The organism is Candidatus Nitrosocosmicus oleophilus (assembly GCF_000802205.1).
GTDB classification, from domain to species: domain Archaea; phylum Thermoproteota; class Nitrososphaeria; order Nitrososphaerales; family Nitrososphaeraceae; genus Nitrosocosmicus; species Nitrosocosmicus oleophilus.
Genome location: NZ_CP012850.1, coordinates 2,564,703 through 2,584,492 on the forward strand (window position 1 = coordinate 2,564,703; position 19,790 = coordinate 2,584,492).

Here is a 19,790-nt window from a genome sequence, read left to right on the forward strand (position 1 = left end):
AAAGTAAAACTTTTATACTAGAATCACGATAATGTTAATATGTGTATAAAATGTGAATTATTGGATACTATTTACAATATGACAAAAAATCAAAATAAAGAGTCTCCCGCATCGGTGAAGATACCATACGATCGGCCAAAATCAAATAGACCCAAAAGTATTTGAGTACAATCTCATAAATTGAACAGCATATGGGGAAAGACAACCAAATAAGTTAGAAAAAATTCTGATAATACGAAAACCTTTGTAGACAAATCTAAAAAAAATTAGTTTTACCATATGATTTACAATTCCTGGAATGATAGCATAACTTATAACATTTAGCAACGGTATACTTTGGATCATTTCCAAATTTTATATAAGTAAGAAAGCAATCTGTCCAGCAATTACTATTAATAACATGATCTTTTCACATTCTTGTCTCTTTACCTGTCTTGATTAAATGTGCATCAGGACTAAAGATTTAACCATTTCAAAGGGTTTAACCAGGAGACTTTGCTGATTGAAATTTCATCTTAAAGATACCTAACTTTGCTTATCAACCATGCACTTTAATTTGATTAATGTAATTTGAACCGTGTGAACGTAGGAAAACAAATGCATAAAAATCCAACCCCTACTGTGGATACCATAATTCAAAAAGGTTCCAAAGTCCTTTTGGTCGAAAGAAAAAAGGATCCATTTAAACAAACGATGGTATTGCCTGGTGGTTTTATAAATGAGGGCGAATTTGCAGAAGAGGCAGCAATACGTGAAGTAAAAGAAGAGACTTCTCTAGATATAGAACTCGAAAATATACTGGGAGTATATTCTGATCCCTCCAGAGACCCAAGGGGTCACATAATGTCTACGGTATTTATTGGAAAAATATCTGATAAGAGTGATAATAAAGAGCCGATCGCAGGAGATGACGCAGCCACAACAAAGTGGGTAGATCTTGAATCTATAGAAGAAGAAACCTTGGGGTTTGATCATCAGAAAATTTTGATGGATTTCAAGGAATGGAAACAGTCTAGGCAAACTTATTGGTCATCAAAAAAATAAAATAAAGATTAATTTCATAGAGGAACTTAATAAATATGTCATCATCTAGTTCTATAACCAAGATTATAGAGCCATTTGGAAATTCTAAATAAGGAAGTTTAGTCGTCTTGCAAACGCCTTATGTTTTTGATTCATTATAACCTTTATTTTTCAATTTGAAGTATCCATAAAAAACCTGGATGAATGAGGAATATCCTTTTTTAGATATAGATGAAAACTTTGTAATAATATTTAGGTGCTAATATTACCAACTAATCGAATTGATATAAACAAATGACTTTTGTGATATATTAGCCATTTCTTAATAAAATTGTAAGTATTCTAAAAAAGATTGTGGATAAAATCAAACCTGGTAACAGGTTGATGATAAGATTTTGCACATCTATTTTATGAATGAATTCAGTGAGTCCATCAATCAAATTTAGGAATTTGAGAATAGAAAAATTTAGTTACGGAATCATAAGTTTCTTTCAATAATTCTAAATATCTTTTCGTATCGTATTTGATATCGTTTTCATCAATTAGTTCAATTGGTATAGCCCTTTCCAGAAAATTCTCATGATAAAAATTCGTAATTATGTATTTAATTTCTTCTCCAGCATTCAAGGATTTCCCATTGTTAGTTAGTTGTTTTAAAACGCAGTTTTCAATTGTATCTCTATCTGCATACTCATTACTTGCTTTTGACATCCTTTTGGTAAATATCAGATCGGTGTATGAAATTTTTTTAGTGCATATTAAATTTATATATTTTTTATATATACTCTCTAAAATCGGCAAACATTTAGTGATTTCATGAATGTTGCTGTAGGCAGACATTATTTTCATTAACTCCTCTTGAAAATAGACAAAGAGTTCAGGAGTATCATGTCTTCTCGTTTCAATTCCCCTCATCTTTATGGTCCCATCTTCAAAAACGCCAAAGTATCTATTTAAGGCTGGTAAGTCAGGATTGATCTTAGATGAATCGAAAACGATCCATTTGTACACTCCTTCAAAAGATATGGAAAAACCTGTTTGTTCCTCTATATCTTTTTTTAAATTAATATATCGGTGAGCAGAATCGGCTACCGATAATGAATATTCTATATTATCTATTTTGCTTATCCAGATGGAGTCCACAATACCATGAATTACATCAAATCCGTGTTTCTCTGCTATTTTAGACGTTTTCATCAGTATATCTCTAGCAAAGGCACATACAGTGATGTGAGCATCTATCCTACCAAACTTTGAGTTACTGAATCCAAGATATCCAAAGGAAGTAACTAGGATCCATTTTAAAGCAGTTTGTCTGTTGTCATAACAGTTTTTTAAATACTCATCATTCTTAGATATACACAGATTTTTTCTTTTTTTGTATTCTAATCGTCTATCTAGAACTGTTTTAAGAGATAAAGGTACTATTCCTATCCTTTTTTTGCACAAGTGATAAAGATGTTCAAGCTCTGGTACTTTGTTATCCGTTGCCGATTTACAGCATGCACAATTGATTGTGTCTGAAGAAATATTTTTCCTTAGCATGATATTTGGATAAAGAGATATAAAATCAAATTCTGCTACATTGTCATATGCTCCAGGTTTGGACTCAAAGACAAAGCCCCCTTTATCTACCTTTAATAAATCAGAAAATGACTTGAAGATTTCCGAAGTTATAGGCTTCCAGGGTATCAATATATCCTTTTTATGAGCATTATAAAAATACAAACTGCTTAGACATTTTCCTATAGTAGATCTTGATGCTAGTTGCAATGGAATTCTGCAAACTCGGGATAATTCTGCTAATCCTTCCAATCCATTGTCCCTATAAATAAATGAATTGTTAATGTCGATGTGAATTCGGCCGTATAAAAAAAACGGTTGTGGTTTGAAATACACTTTTCCGTAAGAGATGTACGATGTTGAGGACAGGTCATTAGATCCGATACTTTTATTTGAAAACAATTTATTTTTCTTTAGTAAATATTCTATGTTCGATTCGCGATTCAAATTTATCAATAACTGATTCTCAATCTTGTTGGCTTTGGCTCTGTGAAATAAATGTGGAAACAAAAATTGGTCTCCACCTTTAGTTATAATAATATCAGGATCTATTCTATTAATTTCATAAGCGAATTCCAATATTGTTTCAAGTTCATTTTCTTCAGATATCGAAAAGTCTTCCTTGATCACATTATCCTTTTCAAAAGAGATAATCTTTATCTTTAGAATCCTGTCTTCTAAATCATTTCTTATTGATTTTCTCTCCGAAATTAATTCAAATGATAGAAATTTAAAATTTGGAACAATATATTCAAATGAGTCAATATCGTCGTTCTTATCGTTAACTACTTGATATATGTTAGTTTGTACTGATTCCGTGGATCTTATTTCTTCTATGTTGTATAATCCCAGTGGATAGAGATCCTTTTCGTACAAGAAAGACTGTTCAGGTGATATATCTACGTTGTATAGTCGATAGTGTCCAAATCTAATAGAAAGTCTTTCAATTCGTTTTGCTAAATTTAATATATGTATTGAATCGGACAAAGTTAGTCTCAGAGTTACATTCCTTTTACACTTATCAACAATAACGGAAGAAGGATGTTCAAATTTGTATTCAAATTGATATTCCTTAATTGAGGAAGAAATTTTGCTATTCCCTACCAAGTCTACTAACTCAGATTTTAGATCTGACGTTACATATATTGAAGGGGACCATAAATACTCTAGTCTTTTTACATTACCCTTTCTTTCTTTTATCCATAAAATCATTCTATCCTTTTGATAATATATGTCAAATAGCCAACCATTCATGGTTATCAGCAAGTCAACCATAAATCGATGAGGCTAATAGAAAAATTTGAATATACTTAATCAAATTAGTTTGTATTTGGTGATGTAAGTATTGATCCATACTTAACGAAATAATCTTACCCAAATAGGAATAGAATTCTATTTTGCTATTAGGATGATTATACAAATGAGAAGATATGGTTGAGATTATCGCCATATTGATAAATGTTAGAACATGTTTATATCTATTACGCTGTGTATACTATAATTACGCTATGTAATATTAATTACCAGTAGTAAGTAATTATATCCGATCAAACACTAACGCATTCTTAATTCGATGAATTGGATTTAATTGACACCCACCAAGTTAATATTGTGTGTTAAATGAACCCAAATTCATCATTTCTAGGAATTGGGTAATAGAATTAAGATATTCTATGCTATCTCAGGATCATTGTCAGCTTGAACAATCTTATAATCTTCCATAAAAGAAACGGCTTCAAGTGTTAATCTGGCAGAAACTAATTTCAAGAAGATATTTTATTGTAATTTTCTCATTATTGGAATTCCATCTTACAATCAGGACAAATTAAAGGTTTATATTTCTTCAGTATGAAAGGTTACCAACGATTTAACCAGGAGCCATTACATATACCTACATATGGAACTTAAGAATTGGAAGTTGTCATAAAAAATTCATAGATAGCTTCGACAAGAGGTTTCAGTCATTCATGTAAGTTATCTTGAATGTTTTATCGTATGAAAAGATAAATGATATTAGTTGCAGCGAAGCTAAATAAAGGAACACCTTTTAATATTATAATATTAAATATTCTACTTCATGATTTATGTTTTGTATTTAAAAGAAATTGTATGAAGATGATTTCAAAAAAGGTCATAGATTCAATAAAGGTATAGGTGTATTTATTTTCCAAAATACGCCTTTACATTTGGTTGGAATAGATAGTATATGATAATACCATTGATTATTACGGGGATAACTGCGCCAACATTTCCCACGATGATTGATCCAAGCCCTGAGATAAATGCTATTACAGTAACTATTAACGTTATGATCCAAGCCCATTTTAGTCCTTTCCACAATCCATAAGCAACACCAAAATATGCTAAGCCGATTATAATGAGAACTGCACCAAGGATTGGTATTATGGCAACCAGAGCAATCCCGCCTACTAAGGAACCTATACCTCCAAGAATAGCAAGTATAGCAATTATTGTAACACCTAAAGGTCTATTGTTTTGCATTTACTTTGTTAAATGACATTAACTTATTAAACTTACATCAAAATAGAATAATTTCTTTTAATACTAGTATTTTATTTAATGAATGATATATTTCAATTGCGGATTTTGAGATATATTCCAGATAAAATGTTTCATGGTTTCCATCATTTTTCAATCAATTTAATAAACTGATTGAAGTGGCAGTGCTTAAATAATGTAAACCCTTGGGTAAACAAGCGAGCAAACATAATATTGTGAATGGGATCCATAAAACAACCATTGCTTTTAAATTTATCGATATTGATATTAGTATCTGTTCTTAGTTTAAAGAAAAGTTTAGAACGCTGGCGCAGAGAATTGCATAGAAGATATTTTATTCGGGTAAATGACATGCACAGTATTTTCATAAAAAGGTACTAATTCTGAGATTTTCGACGATAAATATCACTATTGTTGAATATCAAAACCATTCATTCTGAGACTTACAGCATGCTACTACCCATATAATCTTTAGAAGAGTGGGTTTTATTTTCTTAGAAAATGGTGACCAGCTAATTTAACATCGATAAAATGTAAGTTCGGTAACCACAAATACCACATCTTATGAACTCAGAATTTTGCCATTAGACATTAAGTATTTACTGCCAGGACTCTGCTTTACTTGATGTACAGCGCTGGACAAGTTGTTGACATCGATGACAACTTGGGATGGATAATATTTCAGTAGGTCAAAACAAAACCCAGAATTAAGATCTTGATGACCATTTCTATAGTATTGTTGAATTGACCAAGACTGAAAACTTATTGAGTTGATATGGTCTTGTCTACCATGATATTTGGTGAGCGAAGAGTTCATAAGAAAATTGATTCTTCAAATGTGATCAAATTTCATGAGCGTTCGCGGACAGGAAATACAATTACTGTAATTGCAGACAGTGAATTCAAGTATGGACAAAGTCTTGAATCAAAAAACATTGATTCCCAAGACAAGTATCCTAATACGCATAAAAGCAATGAAGCAAAGATAAATCCTTCATTGTCACCATGAAAATTAGAATCTTTGAGAAGACATCAGATGTTGATGAGATGTCAAATTCCTTTTCTAAAAAATGCATTTTTTCCTATGAGGAATTCCAAATTTTTAAGGTCCTCTTACCTAAGGGACTCTTAGTCACAGAATTACATATTCAATTCAATGAACTATCGATTCACTTTCTTATTGCTTACAAACTCTTATGGGCCGGTCCTGTTCGCTTTTGAAAAAATAGTTTGGTTCAGACAATGACGATGGATAAACCAGTAAGTAAACGGAAATTCTCATTCTTAAAACAAAAATTGTATTGTCATAAGGTTCAAACAGATCATTTGTCAGAGGAAAAAGAAAGCTATATCCTTAGAGGCATTAGGTAGGGATTCCATTGAGAGAGAAGCAATCTTAGAAATAGAGATGATTGAACTTTGATATATCAATCGGGTCCATTCTTGAGAGTTCTAGTTGTCACTCTTTACATTTACGAGAGTTCACACACTCGGCGAACTGGGATAAGAAACTGTAATTATTATTAGACTCATTAAAATATTATACGCCAATATTTTTGGATCCACACCCTTTTATAGTTTGATATACATTTGACGCTATGAACTTCGGCCTAATCTTATTGCCCGTACTCTTCATATCTGTCGTGCAAGTCGCTCATGCTCAGAGTCTTTCTGATTCAATAAATAATGCAGTAACTAATGACATAGAGAACACATTTGACTCGATAGATAGTAATTCCAATAGTACAAGTAATTCTCCTTCTGGAAATGATACAGGATCCCAATCTACTACTACCACTACCACTACAAGCGGTCCTGGTAATTCCAATTCTACTACTACGACAATGAAAACTAACAGTCAGTAATAGATTGAAAATTATTTGTTATTATTGTTGTATTTTTGTATAGATGCTCTATTCATGATACTTCCAAATTTTTGGATAATAAGTTCCAATCTACAACTCAATATTCCTGTTAAAACCCAAACTTATAAGAATATGAATAAACACATTCAAAAGACATATCAGAATAACAATTCATATTCCAGATTGAGAGCGGTTTGATCTTAATGCTTGAGTTCAAGAACATATTTTGATATCTAGTACCCAAACATCATTCAAAAAGCTAATCGGTCTGATTTTCTTATTTTAGTCTTTTATCAAATAACAATGTTGGACAATATAACATTGAATTAATGAATGTTGTATCGGATTTTACATGCTTACATTCATACTCTTCAACAAATATTTTCATTGTGAGGGCATGCAAAGTTATCATGACATTCCAGACATTTCATCATGGCTAATAAATGCAGAATTGATCGAATCAACCAAAATACGCTCTTAAGTTGATTAAAAGCCCCAGGATTTTATGAGATAGAAATATCCGTGATTGAAGAGCATCCAATAGATCATGGTTCATTTTGCTCAACTTTCCAAGATGCTTGGTAAGAAATAACATACCACCCACCTTCATCTAAGCTGAAACAATTAAAGTGGCATTTAGATTTACTGTGTTTGATAAATTTGATTCTATAAAAGTATTATTATATGACCCGTATCGAGTTATCTTCAAGTAATAAAATAAGAAAAAGGCTATCAATTATTTGTAAACAATACTCCGTCATCGAGGTTGACAAATGGTTCTTCAGGATTATGTCCTTTTTGGTTAGTAAATTGTTCACAAGTTTCTGCGGTGGTAAAATCAACATTTTGTGATGATGGAGTAAACACAACGCAAACAGAATAGGGAGCACCATCCTTGAATAAGCCCTGTGGAGTTACTATTTGGTTCAACACATAAGTATCAACATCATCATTTTCAGCAGCCTGCATATTTTGAAAAGGTAAATCCGAAGTTGGAATCACACAGAATGCTTGAGGATCATTAGTTGAATCGAGCGTGACGGACCCTTCATATACACAATAACTGAAAGTGCCTGCTAAGTTTTCGGTCCATTGTACCGTAGGAGTAATCTCTAGTCCCCCTCCCGTTTGAGAATGTACAGGACTAATGGAGAGAGGAAACAAGCACAGTATGGAGGCCACAGATAAGAGAAATATCGAAAATGAGATATTTTTCATCATCATTTTAGATGAATGCATATATTTAAGAATTTTAGATTCAACACCTATTATGTATTTGTCCAAAAATACGCCCGGTACAAGATTAGTCAGTCGTTTAACATATGTTACTTCGAGGATCAAAGATGCATCAAGTTTCGTTTCATCCCAGGCTAATTTTTTTATACTTTCATGGTCGAGCTCAATAAATCATTTAAGATCCGGATTACATTGTCATTTTTAATCTATGATAAGATCATATCCTCTGTTAACAGGGCTTATTTCAAGCAAACTCCAAAGTCGACATAGTTTTTTAGGGGTTTCATCCACAGAAGAAGAAAGATACTCACTACGACCGATTCTATAAAAGTCCCTGAATCTATTTATTAAGACTTTATTTGTGGTTAATTTATGGGTCAAGCCTATCAGTTTTTGATAGAAACATCATTAAAAAATATGTCCTAACAGCGTTAGGTAACATCTCTAGAATCGCTGAACTTTTTGGTTGTCATTCTTGCGGAACAATAGAAGTTTTTAGTCACCCATCCTTGGCTTCAACATTGGTTACTAGGATTATTCTCTTCAATGTAACTATCATACAAAATATCATAGATACTTCCCGTCTTACAATTCGACTATCATCTCGTTTTGCTTAACTCGCAAATCCAAATAGCGAATTGAATCTTTCAATATCACTAGGTTCGGAATTCTCGGTGGAGGATTGCGCATCAGAATTATCGGTGGAGGATTGCGCATCAGAATTATCGGTGGAGGATTGCGCATCAGAATTATCGGTGGAGGATTGCGCATCAGAATTATGAATAAACACTTCGTTGTAGCATGTAGTTACCTCATGTTTAGTTGGTTCTTTTTCAAAATATGGATCTGCTTCAACACCTTTACTCTCGTCTATTTTTTCATCAATACAATCATAAAATCCTGGAAGGCCCTTATCTAGAGTAGCATTTCCTGTTTGAATTGGTATCAAATCTACTGCCTGACCAAATGAAACATTTCCGTGGACAAAAGTCGTCGACAGCATTATGTTAAAAGTTACGTAAAGTAGTGAAAAGATTAACGAATTTTTCAACTCATTTTTCATGCAGTTTTATCGTACAGAAATAATTTAACCTATTCTACAGTTTCAACAACATATTTTTAACATAACAAACTAGAGGTACAAATTTAGTTTGCAATATTATTACGGCTTTAGCTATAGTAATGGTCTTTTATTTCATCGCAAATTATGGCTTTAAACCAGGGAAAAAACATTTCATGACATAGTTAGTAATACCTCTATATCCAAGAAAATCTGATTTCGTAATGTAGATAAACATTCAACTGTTTTTTATTAGATTCCTATTCAGTCTGATAAAAGATCCTCAATTATGTCGCATTATTGGTAATAGACACAAAGTACTTTATCTGGACAGCCGTTCCCTAAGATCGGATTAATATTTTAGCAACCAAATAAAAGCATGATAAGATCATTAAATAAGACTGGCAACAACTACTATTGAAGTGAAAAATGGTTATTGATTTGATCTGGACAATAATGGGCTAGGTCTGAAAATCTACTGTCATTATTGGACGCAGGTGCTAATAAAAAGTTAAATAGTAGAATTAAATCCTTCAATATTTAAGAGAAAAAATTTGACTCCAGTGACTCCGGCATCAAAAACAATGCATCCGGTAATATATCTATTAGCTTTCTTTAAGTATTGATTATTTGTCATTTTTGTAAGTTTGTGTGTACCTTTGATAGTTTCGTTGAAGAATAGACTGTAATAATAGAATCAATGAGCTCACACAAAATCAATTTGTCATTCACCCCACGCACATCACTTGTTTATTAGTGAATGCATCCGATAAAATTAAGCATCATGTATTCTGTTTGATATTGATAACAATGAGACCATGATCCTTTGTCAAGCGTATCATGAACTAAGCAGGATTGTATTGTTTCTATACCAAGCCCAACATGAGAGGATAAATAGTACAATAACACATAATATGTAAATTGAGAAGAAAGGAAGATATTCCAATTTTTCTTTTCTATAGGAGATTATCTTTATGCTAGACTTCTTTGAAATGGAGCGCGTAATAGAAGAACTTGCAAAAGCTTATCCTGCTCAATGTGCAACTACATGGTTTAAGATAACAAGAAATCACAAACCATCTGAGGAGGAGTATCGCAACAAAGTAGCCGAGTACATGAAAATATTTGAATATTTACTGGCCACATATCCACCTGGTCCTGATACAGATAAACTCAAAGAATTAGTCAAAAAGATTTTGGCAAAAGAAATAGAAAAGGTCCTTAAAGGGGACAATAAATATGTAGAAAAAAGACATAGACACTATGTGATCAATTCTCCTTCATCAGTTTATTCAAATGATACTTTAAAGGAAGTTTCTGAACAACAACATTCAGAAAAATCAATTGATATTGCTACCAATCCTATGATAAAAAAGAGACAAAAAAATAATGAAGGTATCACAATAGTAGGTGAAGAACAAAATCAGGAAAACCAAAATGAAAATAGCAACGAAATAATAGTTAATCGTCGGCGCAAGAAAAAGTTAATGATTTCATAAGATTAGTAATAACTATAACAATAACTATATCTTTACCTCCACTATCCACATTTTGAGATTCCCCGGTTTAGCATTTAGGCAACAAGAGTCAATAATACCACTTAATCTATTTCATCTAAGAAACTACTTAATTGAGTCATGTCAAAAGTCATCAATTGATCATCAGATTATCAAAATAAGAAATAACCGGTTTAAAAATTATGTTTAAATCAAACCAAATATCAATTTCACGTAGGTATTGGGTCTTGGTATTGAGATCTGTTATGCTATCTCAAGACCTTTATTGGCTTGCGCCAAAGCCTACAGGCTTTTATAAAAGCATACTATAATACGTGAATTGAACATAAATTATTTGCTAAACGGGTATTATTTGCCTCGATTTTCACGCTATTTATAAGTCATCTTCTTATTCTACACAAATTAAGGACGTGTTTTTCTTAAGTTATGATTGATTCAGGTGCCAATTTTTATCTATGATAAGTTAACTTCGCTTTAAGAAAAAGAGCATATGAATGGATCAATAAATAAACATAAACATGAGTGGGAAATACAGTTGAAAAACCCAATAATTATTGTTTGAAATCGCCTCCATTCATACACCTACCAGACCAACAAGTACATCATGAAAATAACAAAAGTCAATATGTAGACGTCCATTTTAGTTGCACCTAGGTATTTTCTCCAATTAGTAGACTACCAATTTATACGAATGCATTCATAATCTAAACATGAAATTGAACGAGAAGAGAGTTGCAATTGTGACAGGAAGTTCAAGTGGAATAGGATTTCAAACTGCAATCACACTTGCTAGAAATGGATATTCCACATATGCTTCGATGCGAAATATTGAAAAATCCAAAATCATAACGGAAATAGCAAAGAAAGAAAGTCTACCATTACAAGTTATTATGATTGATGTCAATGATGATGTCAATGTTAAGAATGCAATAGACAAAATAGTTAAAGACGTTAAAAGAATCGACGTATTGGTAAACAATGCTGGATATGGCCAATTTGGGGCCCTGGAGGAATTGTCCATTGAAGAGATAAAAGCACAATTTGAAACAAATTTTTTTGGGGTTGTACGGGTAACACAGGCAGTTCTTCCAATAATGAGAAATCAGAAAGGTGGCGGTACGATAGTAAACATAAGTTCAGTTGGAGGACAAGTAGGTGCACCTATTTTATCTGCGTATAATAGCACAAAGTTCGCTTTGGAAGGCCTCAGTGAATCAATATCACATGAATTGAGACCATTCGGAATAAGGGTAATCATAATAGAACCAGGTTTTATAAAAACCAACATCATGAATTCCAGTGTTCTTGCCAAAAAGGCCTCAGGACATAAATCTCCATACTATCCCTATACTCAAAGCATACAAGGTTATTTTAGATCGATGATGGACAATCCAGAATCATCAAACCCTGAAGAAGTAGCCAAGGTAATACTACACGCAGTAACATCAGAAAATCCACAACTAAGATTTACAGTTGGTAATGATGCGTCAGCCATAATTCAAGCAAAAAGAAAAATGTCAGAACTAGATTTTATCAATTTAATAAGACAACAACTATTGCCTGAATCACAATGATTAGTATGATAGATTGTTATAATTCAGAATTCAACTCTATTTCATGTGTGATCACTTTGATACTGCTGGCATGAATACGATTGGTCTTTAAAAAGTAATTAATATCTTAACTAATCCCTTAACCAATCTATCAGCCTAAAACTGTTTGGGCTTACAATATATTTTTTTCATCTTTGCCGATTACTGATACTGATTAATGAAATATGTAAATTCGATCGATTTGAAGTATTGATCAAGGTATTATGAGTACTAGTTTTCAGGATTTAAAGAAAAATTCCAAAAATGAATTCGTGATTTATTGGATCGATAAAAGGCATGAAAACAGTAACTAATATGGGTCTGGGGAGAAGAACGAGAGACTCTAAAAAATAAAATCTTATCGTGAGCAGGCCGTAGTATCTAAATATACATTCATGGATAGACTTTGCAAGTATATAATGAATAAACCCATTTAATTTGACGGTTTGATTCTTCACAACCCATAATTAAATCAATCAGCAAGATCGGTCATGAATAGCATATATGATGAAACTTTTAAAAGTAGCCATTTCCCTACTGCAATGTTGAAAGATTGAATACATCTACTCACTTTCAAAGGGCATTGATATTCCAAGGAGGAGGTTCATTAGGAGCTTATGAGGCTGGCGTTTACAAGGCCACTTATGAGTTGCTATCTGAAAGGGATATAAAACTGGGTAGGCAAGGAATGCCGATTTTTCATATTGTGGCTGGGACTTCAATAGGCGCAATGAATGCGGCCGTCTTAGTCAGTTATGTGAAAGAAAACAAGAGCTGGAAGGGATCTGCTGATAGACTGATTGAGTTCTGGGAGCATATGTCAACAGAATCTTTTATGGATTCAATTCCAAGTTTTAATGCATGGTGGAATTATTGGCACTATTTTAATAAAGACTTGGCGTCAAGCGAATCAGCAAGAAGATACTATGACACAAAGCAGTTCATGTTTAGAGGAGTACCAAATGTATTTAGCCTTTCTAAAACATTAGAAGATAGGAGGTTTTTGGATCCTATTAATACACAGTACCTCTATAGTAATGAACCATTAAAAAGGAGCCTCGAGAAATTTGCAAAGTTTCCAGTAGCAACAAGTTACCAGAATAATGAACCCAGGCTACTCCTGGTGAGCGTCGACGTCCAGGAGGGAAGCACGGTAGTATTTGACAGCTACGAAAAGGAGGATGGTACTCGGAAAACTGAATATGGTCGGTACGGTCCCGAATACGCTAGAGGACCTAATTATCAAGAAGGATTTGAGTACATTATTAATCATAATGATGGGATAGAAGTTGACTTTGTTCTTGCAAGTGGTTCAGTACCTGTTAACTACGAATATACGAAGTTAAAAGTCGAAGATACTAATGGTAGTAATCGAACTAAAAGCGGTAATGAAAAACAAGAAGAAGAAGAAGAAGATGGAAATAAGATAAATACTGCTAAGCAAGTCCGCTATTTCTGGGATGGTGGCATCATAGCAAATACACCTCTTAGGGAGGCCGTAATAGAACACCGCAGGTATTGGGATTTAGTAAGAAAATCTGAAGTGCCTCCACTCCGCGTTTTCATAGTAAACGTACATCCAATTAGACAAGATTCTCTGCCTGCAGATCATGATGCACTTGTGGATAGGAAAAATGACTTGACTTATCACGATAGGACATTATTTGATGAAAGGATGGCTTTAATGATGACTGATTACGTTAAAATCGCGAATAGTCTCATCAAGCTTGCCGAAGATAACAATGTTAAAAGGTCTCTAATAGAGGGCATCCTAAAGAAGCAAGCCGATACGAGAAACTTTAGCACTGGGAAGCACTTAAAATATGCCGATCTGATTGAACATATGGTATCGGTAGAACAGGTAATTAGAATAGAACGAAAAAATGACAAGCACACAATATCAAATAAAACTTTTGATTTCTCAAACACTACAGTAAAAAATCTAATACAAGATGGCTATGAAGAAACACTCGAACAGGAAGCCAATATACTTCAGGTATGGGACTCGGAGCACCCAAGATAAGTTAACGTTAATGGTTATGAGCACAGATCATCCATAACTTGGAAATTTCTCCATGCTGTAAAACCCTTTTAGGCTACTGAACATTCAAGCATACTAATATTTTCTAACAACAATATACTGAAATCATAGGCATATTCTTGCAGATCACAAAATGACTCCTCTTATTTACCCTGTTGCGTTGCCTAAAATGGGTTTGATATAATTTTGGAGTGCTCAAATGAACTAATAGAAAAAAATAGCGTTACTGTATGTATCAGGCGACAATAAATAGATATAGTCTGAAGAATTTCCATGGTACTTCTGAACCGAACCTAATTTTAGATTTGGCTTCATTAACCATTTCATTGATGCGGCATTAGTGTCGATCAACCTAATATTGGTAGCTTGCACAGTGAAAACGCATGGCTTTTGTTTTTTTGATTTTTCGAGTAGTCAATATGTAAGTGGAACCTATTGCCGTATGTTACTAAACCATAACAAATTTTATCTACGTTCCTAGTGAGTGTTCTTACTCCTTATTATTACTGGAGATGTCAATAATGATGAACTGGGTGCTCTCATAATATCGCCGTTTGACATCAATAGCTCACAGTTTAACAGACCTATGTCAAGGACCTTTCCACTATTTCCAAATACGGTAATAACATCGTCTATCTTAAAGGGTCTCGTCAATGATAGATACATGTCTGCTATCATATTTCCCAAAAGATTCTGCGAAGCAAAGCCGATTACAAGTGCAGATAAGGTGCCGATAGATGCTGCTACTGCAGCGTTTTGACTTAGAAATGATAACACGATGGCAGCAACCACGATTCCTCCGAGAATCCTTATGAGGCTCCTCAATGAATTGGCTGTCTGGTCAGATTGCTGAGCCGTAATCACTAGTCGAAACGCCGTATTGGCTATTATTTCTATAACAAGGTATCCTGCAATACCCACCTGCAAACTTTGAAAATAGATCAAGTATTCTACAGGTAACAACCATATGCTTAGACTCAAAGTTACTGCCAAAATTGCTCCTAAAACGACCAACCTCTTCATAACCGATCGTTTGGCGTTGTTAACTATTCGACTATTTCCTGTTCTATCGGATTCAGACATGTTTATATTCTATCGCGACAGGTTTATACATCAGTTGCTATAGTTTTGAACAGCAGTAAAATATTGAATCATGATAGCAAATTATAATAGAAGAATCCAACTTATGAAAGAAGGATAGTGTTGTTCAAGATATGATTATTTAGAACTAAACAATCGAACCCTCTGAAACATTATTAACAAACAAGTAAGAGCTGCTGCCCATTTTGTTTTCTTTGGTCATAGTAGAATCGAAATGAGATCCATCTACAAAAAACGACTTTTGAGAATGAAAAGATAGTTAAACGTTAAAACAACAAAAATTTGGTAGATTTGATTGCTAGAAAATAAGGATGTGAGCTAGTGTTTTGGTATAGGGCAAATGATCAAGGATATTTTTTATTGGACCTTTATCAACAATTTCTCAAAGACACAATCATTGCCAAAAAAAAATTAGTTGTAAGGTAGAAGACCATTCTCTCAGGTTCATCCGCTGTTCAAGCCTATCATAACAAAGAATCCAATAAATGCAATTAATGATGCAGTTCCTATTATCGATATTGCCCAATCTAACTTAGACAATACTTGTATACCTCTCTTTTTACTAAATCCATCATTACTTTTGTGCGATATACTCTAACCTCATACCGCTTTAAAGCCCTTCTCCTCCTTTCGACTTTCTCTTTTATAGCCACCAATCTAAAGAATATCTCATCAATTCCTTATTAATATTGATTCTGAACTTGAGGAAACCATTTCTAGATTTTCTTCTTCTCTATTATCACATTTAATTTATTATTTTTGGGAATCGTATGTCAAAAATCTAAAATGTACTAAGTTTGAAAATCATTTCTATTTGCATGCTTGACCAACCAAAACCAAATCCTCTATTTAAGTATGTTCAAAGTAGGTGCTAGCTCTCATCTATGATGATCAAGTTGCCTGTTGCAGTAAAGTTGTAATGCATTTCACAAAATCAAAGATATATCAAAAGTAAAATCATATAACCTGTTCTAACTCGACATTTGAGAGGTTTAGTCAACACCCATATTTCCTCCACACGCACAAAAATAAAATTCATCTATACGAGAATTACAAAAAGGACATATTCCAACACTGTCATAATCAACATCAATAGCATCCTTACCATAGAGCACAAAGTGATCGTTTATTTCATCTGCTATTTCTTTAATGCTCATTATTAGACATAATATAGGTTTAGTCTTTCTTTAATATGTTTATATTATTACTTAATTAAATTTATATTTTCCTTAATTTAATTAAAAAATTACATATTTTAATTAAGGACAATATAAAATTATTAATATAAAAACAATGAGTTGTAAAATTCCTGAGTAAGAACATTGAGTGGAACTAATGGAGGATTTCAATGAAAAAAGATACAATCATACTAGACATGAGAATGTAAACTAAGAATGTGATTACGATTTATCAATTGTAGGTGTTAAATCTTGGTATCGTTTAGTGATGCTATCTCAAGACATTTATTGGCTGTAACAAGCCTATATCCTCATGCAGAATGAGCACATATATCGCTAAAATATGATAAACTATTTGCCAAAGGGGAAATAATTACCTTGATTTTCACCGTATTGATAAGTCTAGATCATTGATCAAGACTATTTAAGGATGTTTTTCTAGTAAAATTAGAGAAGCTGCTGTCAATCTTATTTGTTATCAAGTCGTTTCAAGGAACAAGGAGAGTGGTTGCTCTGCTTGCCAGACTATTCAGACCTAACGCTTGAAAATAAATAATATAGTCCCAGTTTTATAGGAACCGATTACTGAAGTATAGATACCAGTCAAAGGAATCCCATAAAGGTATCGAGAATGATCCCCATAAGGACGAAATGATCCTTGATTATTTTTTTTTCAAAGATAGATGACAAAATATACATCTAATGGAAAATCTTCAACATTCCGTTGTGAAAAGACTTGATTTTTGAAGAACTTAATTCAAACAATATATTTATCAATACTCTAATTCCAGAAATGGTCAAAATTGATGACGATGACAATAATGCTGAAAAGCATCTAGATCCATTTACTGTAATCGTCCTACGTATTGCAAAAAAAAGATAAATTTGAAGAATTTGAGGATGGCTTTCAGGAATTTCTAAGGAGTTAACTAGATAAGATGGAATTATGGGTATTGACATAATTGGACCAACTAATAATAAATCTAAATCTGAAAACGTCACAATATTTAGGCGTAACAAGTATGATATTCTTGCAAATTGGAAAAAATCCTCAATTCGAAATGAGTGGTTACAAAAAGGTAGGAAATTCCCAGAACTCGATTTTGAGGTACAAAAACTGACAGGGCTAGAGTTTTGGTTTACACCATATCTAAGAGAACCTCCACTTGGGATTCAGCTAAAAGCTCCACCTCGGTACAAGATGGCACGCGTTACCATTTCAGTTATTTCTATTCTGCTCTAGACATTAGTTCCTCAAATTCATGTTTTAACAAAAATACTACTAATTCCTTATGCAATAAGACTTGTTATCGCTATTGCGATAACAGTTCTGTTAATGACCTATTTATTAATGCCCCCTTCTAACGAAAGTATAAGTCTTGGTTATTCAATTCTGAGCAAAAATATTGATCTCAATGTAGCAAATTATTTTATTTATTAGAGAAGTAAAAGGATTTGTCTCCTTAAAATCATGGGATCCTAAACGGGTTTACTATGTTTTAGATTGCCAATATGGTATAAATATGAATAGCCGAAAAGATTTCAACTGCGGTTATATCTGCAATTCCAATAACTTAGCCATGGTATTGAATCTATTACTAATAAAACTTCAACCTAACACCCAGTCTAGATTTGCGCGATTAAATTCCATGATTATGGCAGGTCACATGTATTATATCGTTTTTTATAAATTTTAGACTCTACCCCCGTCCGAATATTAATACGATTTGAGTACAATTTATGACAAAAAGTGACAATTTCTGAACTAGCTACTGTTCAGAAACCTGAATTGCACAAAGAAAATATCCATATTTATTTTGAAAAAATTGATAGAATATTTGGCGGAAGAGGTTCCATTCCCATGGAAGGAACAACCATCACCGTAACAAATTCATTTGGTGCCGTTGAGAATGAAGATGCTAAGCCGCCTGGTGTTTGTACGGTTATCTTTTGAGAATTATCCAAACTACTTAGACTCGTACTTGCAACTCCTGATTGCAAATTCTTTATTAAATCTAATGAATTTAGTGCAAGATTAAGAGTATCAGGTGTTAATTTGGTCTTTTCAATTAAAGATTCCACGGATCCTGAACCACTTGATAATGTTGACGCCATCTTTGAAGATTCCGCAGCAAAAATGACTAATTTAGTAAGATTTTCAACAGGCAGCTTGGTTACGATTACAGTTACGGGTAATGGACTTTTTCCTGTATCATTTTGAGTAGCCTGATAATTTAATGTAGCAGTCACATTATTTTCTCCTACCACTATATCATTTACTTTAATCCCGTTCACCATACTCATTCCTACCGTATTGGTAAGAGAATAAATGTTCTCCAACTTTTTGATTGCAGCCTGATCGATTGCCCCCGTTGAGTTGTTACTGGCCTGCCCAGTTTTATCCCTTAGTGCATTATTAGCTTGATCGATTATGTTCAAAGGAGAGTTTTTGAGTGCATTATTAGCTTGATCGATTATGTTCAAAGGAGAGTTTTTGAGTGCATTATTAGCTTGATCGATTATGTTCAAAGGAGAGTTTTTGAGTGCATTATTAGCTTGATCGATTATGTTCATCGAGTTGTTACTGGCCTGACTAGTTTGATTTTTGAGTGCATCTGTGAACCCGAATCCGGCCCCATCTTTACTCAAAGAAGGAAGTAACTGGGCAAAAACCTGATTAGAGAAAGATGTAAAAGCAATACCAAAAGATAGTATTGATAATGTACAAAATAGGATAAACAATTGCTTATTCATTAACCTTTTTACCAGGATGTTAGTTATTAACATATATAAAGTAAAATATATAAATTAAATATTTCTAAACATGGTCGGAGAGATAGAAATGCAGTGCATTTTCCCAAACGGACACTAATTTGATTTATTTAAGAGGTAATCATCCTAACTTCTATTTTCGTATTGTAAAATTATATTCAATTTTTGTGTAGGAAGATTTTCACTATGATTTTCCCATGCTAAAGATTTCGTATTTTTTATTTGAAAACATAATCCTTACTGAAATGATTTTGAGAATCAACGGTTAGTATGGCAAAATATTAGAGCAAATTTGTCAATAGAGGGCCAAATCGATGAGTGA

Annotated in this window: 15 protein-coding genes; 8 read left to right on the forward strand and 7 right to left on the reverse strand. The window is 33.0% G+C overall.

The features are described 5' to 3' along the window. Window positions 1–597 precede the first annotated feature (597 nt). Window positions 598–1,044: an NUDIX domain-containing protein gene (locus NMY3_RS12355; RefSeq protein ID WP_196816153.1), complete on the forward strand. Its 447-nt coding sequence runs from the start codon at window positions 598–600 to the stop codon at window positions 1,042–1,044. 411 nt (window positions 1,045–1,455) lie between these two features. Here the strand turns inward: NMY3_RS12355 and NMY3_RS12360 are convergent, their stop codons facing one another. Continuing rightward, window positions 1,456–3,840 (reverse strand): DNA polymerase domain-containing protein, encoded by a 2,385-nt coding sequence (locus NMY3_RS12360; RefSeq protein ID WP_196816154.1) that lies wholly within the window; start codon window positions 3,838–3,840, stop codon window positions 1,456–1,458. 906 nt (window positions 3,841–4,746) lie between these two features. Continuing rightward, entirely contained in the window at window positions 4,747–5,088 is a 342-nt protein-coding gene (locus tag NMY3_RS12365; protein WP_196816155.1) for a hypothetical protein, read from the reverse strand. 799 nt (window positions 5,089–5,887) lie between these two features. On the opposite strand from NMY3_RS12365, the gene NMY3_RS12370 reads away from it, so the two are divergent. Continuing rightward, window positions 5,888–6,115 (forward strand): hypothetical protein, encoded by a 228-nt coding sequence (locus tag NMY3_RS12370; RefSeq protein ID WP_196816156.1) that lies wholly within the window; start codon window positions 5,888–5,890, stop codon window positions 6,113–6,115. A gap of 589 nt (window positions 6,116–6,704) precedes the next feature. After that, the gene (locus NMY3_RS12375) at window positions 6,705–6,971 is read left to right on the forward strand and encodes a hypothetical protein (RefSeq protein WP_196816157.1); all 267 of its coding nucleotides are present in this window, start codon (window positions 6,705–6,707) and stop codon (window positions 6,969–6,971) included. 732 nt (window positions 6,972–7,703) lie between these two features. On the opposite strand, the gene NMY3_RS12380 is transcribed toward NMY3_RS12375, so the two are convergent. Continuing rightward, complete coding sequence (locus NMY3_RS12380) at window positions 7,704–8,255, reverse strand: hypothetical protein (protein WP_196816158.1); 552 nt, start codon at window positions 8,253–8,255, stop codon at window positions 7,704–7,706. Between the two features lie 565 nt (window positions 8,256–8,820). Beyond that, window positions 8,821–9,270, reverse strand: a complete 450-nt coding sequence (locus NMY3_RS12385; protein WP_231100053.1) for a hypothetical protein — start codon at window positions 9,268–9,270, stop codon at window positions 8,821–8,823. A gap of 971 nt (window positions 9,271–10,241) precedes the next feature. On the opposite strand from NMY3_RS12385, the gene NMY3_RS12390 reads away from it, so the two are divergent. The 3 genes from NMY3_RS12390 (at window position 10,242) to NMY3_RS12400 (ending at window position 14,399) form a co-directional block, all read left to right on the forward strand. Next, a complete protein-coding gene (locus NMY3_RS12390) occupies window positions 10,242–10,766 on the forward strand; it encodes a hypothetical protein (RefSeq protein WP_196816160.1) in 525 nt (174 codons plus the stop codon). A gap of 728 nt (window positions 10,767–11,494) precedes the next feature. Beyond that, a complete protein-coding gene (locus tag NMY3_RS12395) occupies window positions 11,495–12,358 on the forward strand; it encodes an SDR family oxidoreductase (RefSeq protein ID WP_196816161.1) in 864 nt (287 codons plus the stop codon). A gap of 571 nt (window positions 12,359–12,929) precedes the next feature. Beyond that, window positions 12,930–14,399 (forward strand): patatin-like phospholipase family protein, encoded by a 1,470-nt coding sequence (locus NMY3_RS12400; RefSeq protein WP_196816162.1) that lies wholly within the window; start codon window positions 12,930–12,932, stop codon window positions 14,397–14,399. Window positions 14,400–14,894: 495 nt separating this feature from the next. On the opposite strand, the gene NMY3_RS12405 is transcribed toward NMY3_RS12400, so the two are convergent. Together NMY3_RS12405 and NMY3_RS12410 are read right to left on the reverse strand one after the other, a co-directional pair. After that, on the reverse strand, window positions 14,895–15,500 hold the full coding sequence (locus NMY3_RS12405) for a mechanosensitive ion channel family protein (protein WP_196816163.1): 606 nt from the start codon (window positions 15,498–15,500) through the stop codon (window positions 14,895–14,897). A 1,010-nt stretch (window positions 15,501–16,510) separates the two neighbouring features. Continuing rightward, window positions 16,511–16,675, reverse strand: a complete 165-nt coding sequence (locus NMY3_RS12410; protein WP_196816164.1) for a hypothetical protein — start codon at window positions 16,673–16,675, stop codon at window positions 16,511–16,513. A gap of 757 nt (window positions 16,676–17,432) precedes the next feature. Between NMY3_RS12410 and NMY3_RS12415 the strand changes: the two genes are divergently transcribed. Beyond that, entirely contained in the window at window positions 17,433–17,579 is a 147-nt protein-coding gene (locus NMY3_RS12415; RefSeq protein ID WP_196816165.1) for a hypothetical protein, read from the forward strand. A 63-nt stretch (window positions 17,580–17,642) separates the two neighbouring features. Then, window positions 17,643–17,939 carry a hypothetical protein gene (locus NMY3_RS12420; protein ID WP_196816166.1) on the forward strand — a complete coding sequence of 99 codons (297 nt, stop codon included), beginning with the start codon at window positions 17,643–17,645 and terminating at the stop codon, window positions 17,937–17,939. 569 nt (window positions 17,940–18,508) lie between these two features. On the opposite strand, the gene NMY3_RS12425 is transcribed toward NMY3_RS12420, so the two are convergent. Continuing rightward, on the reverse strand, window positions 18,509–19,345 hold the full coding sequence (locus NMY3_RS12425) for a hypothetical protein (RefSeq protein ID WP_196816167.1): 837 nt from the start codon (window positions 19,343–19,345) through the stop codon (window positions 18,509–18,511). Window positions 19,346–19,790 lie beyond the last annotated feature (445 nt).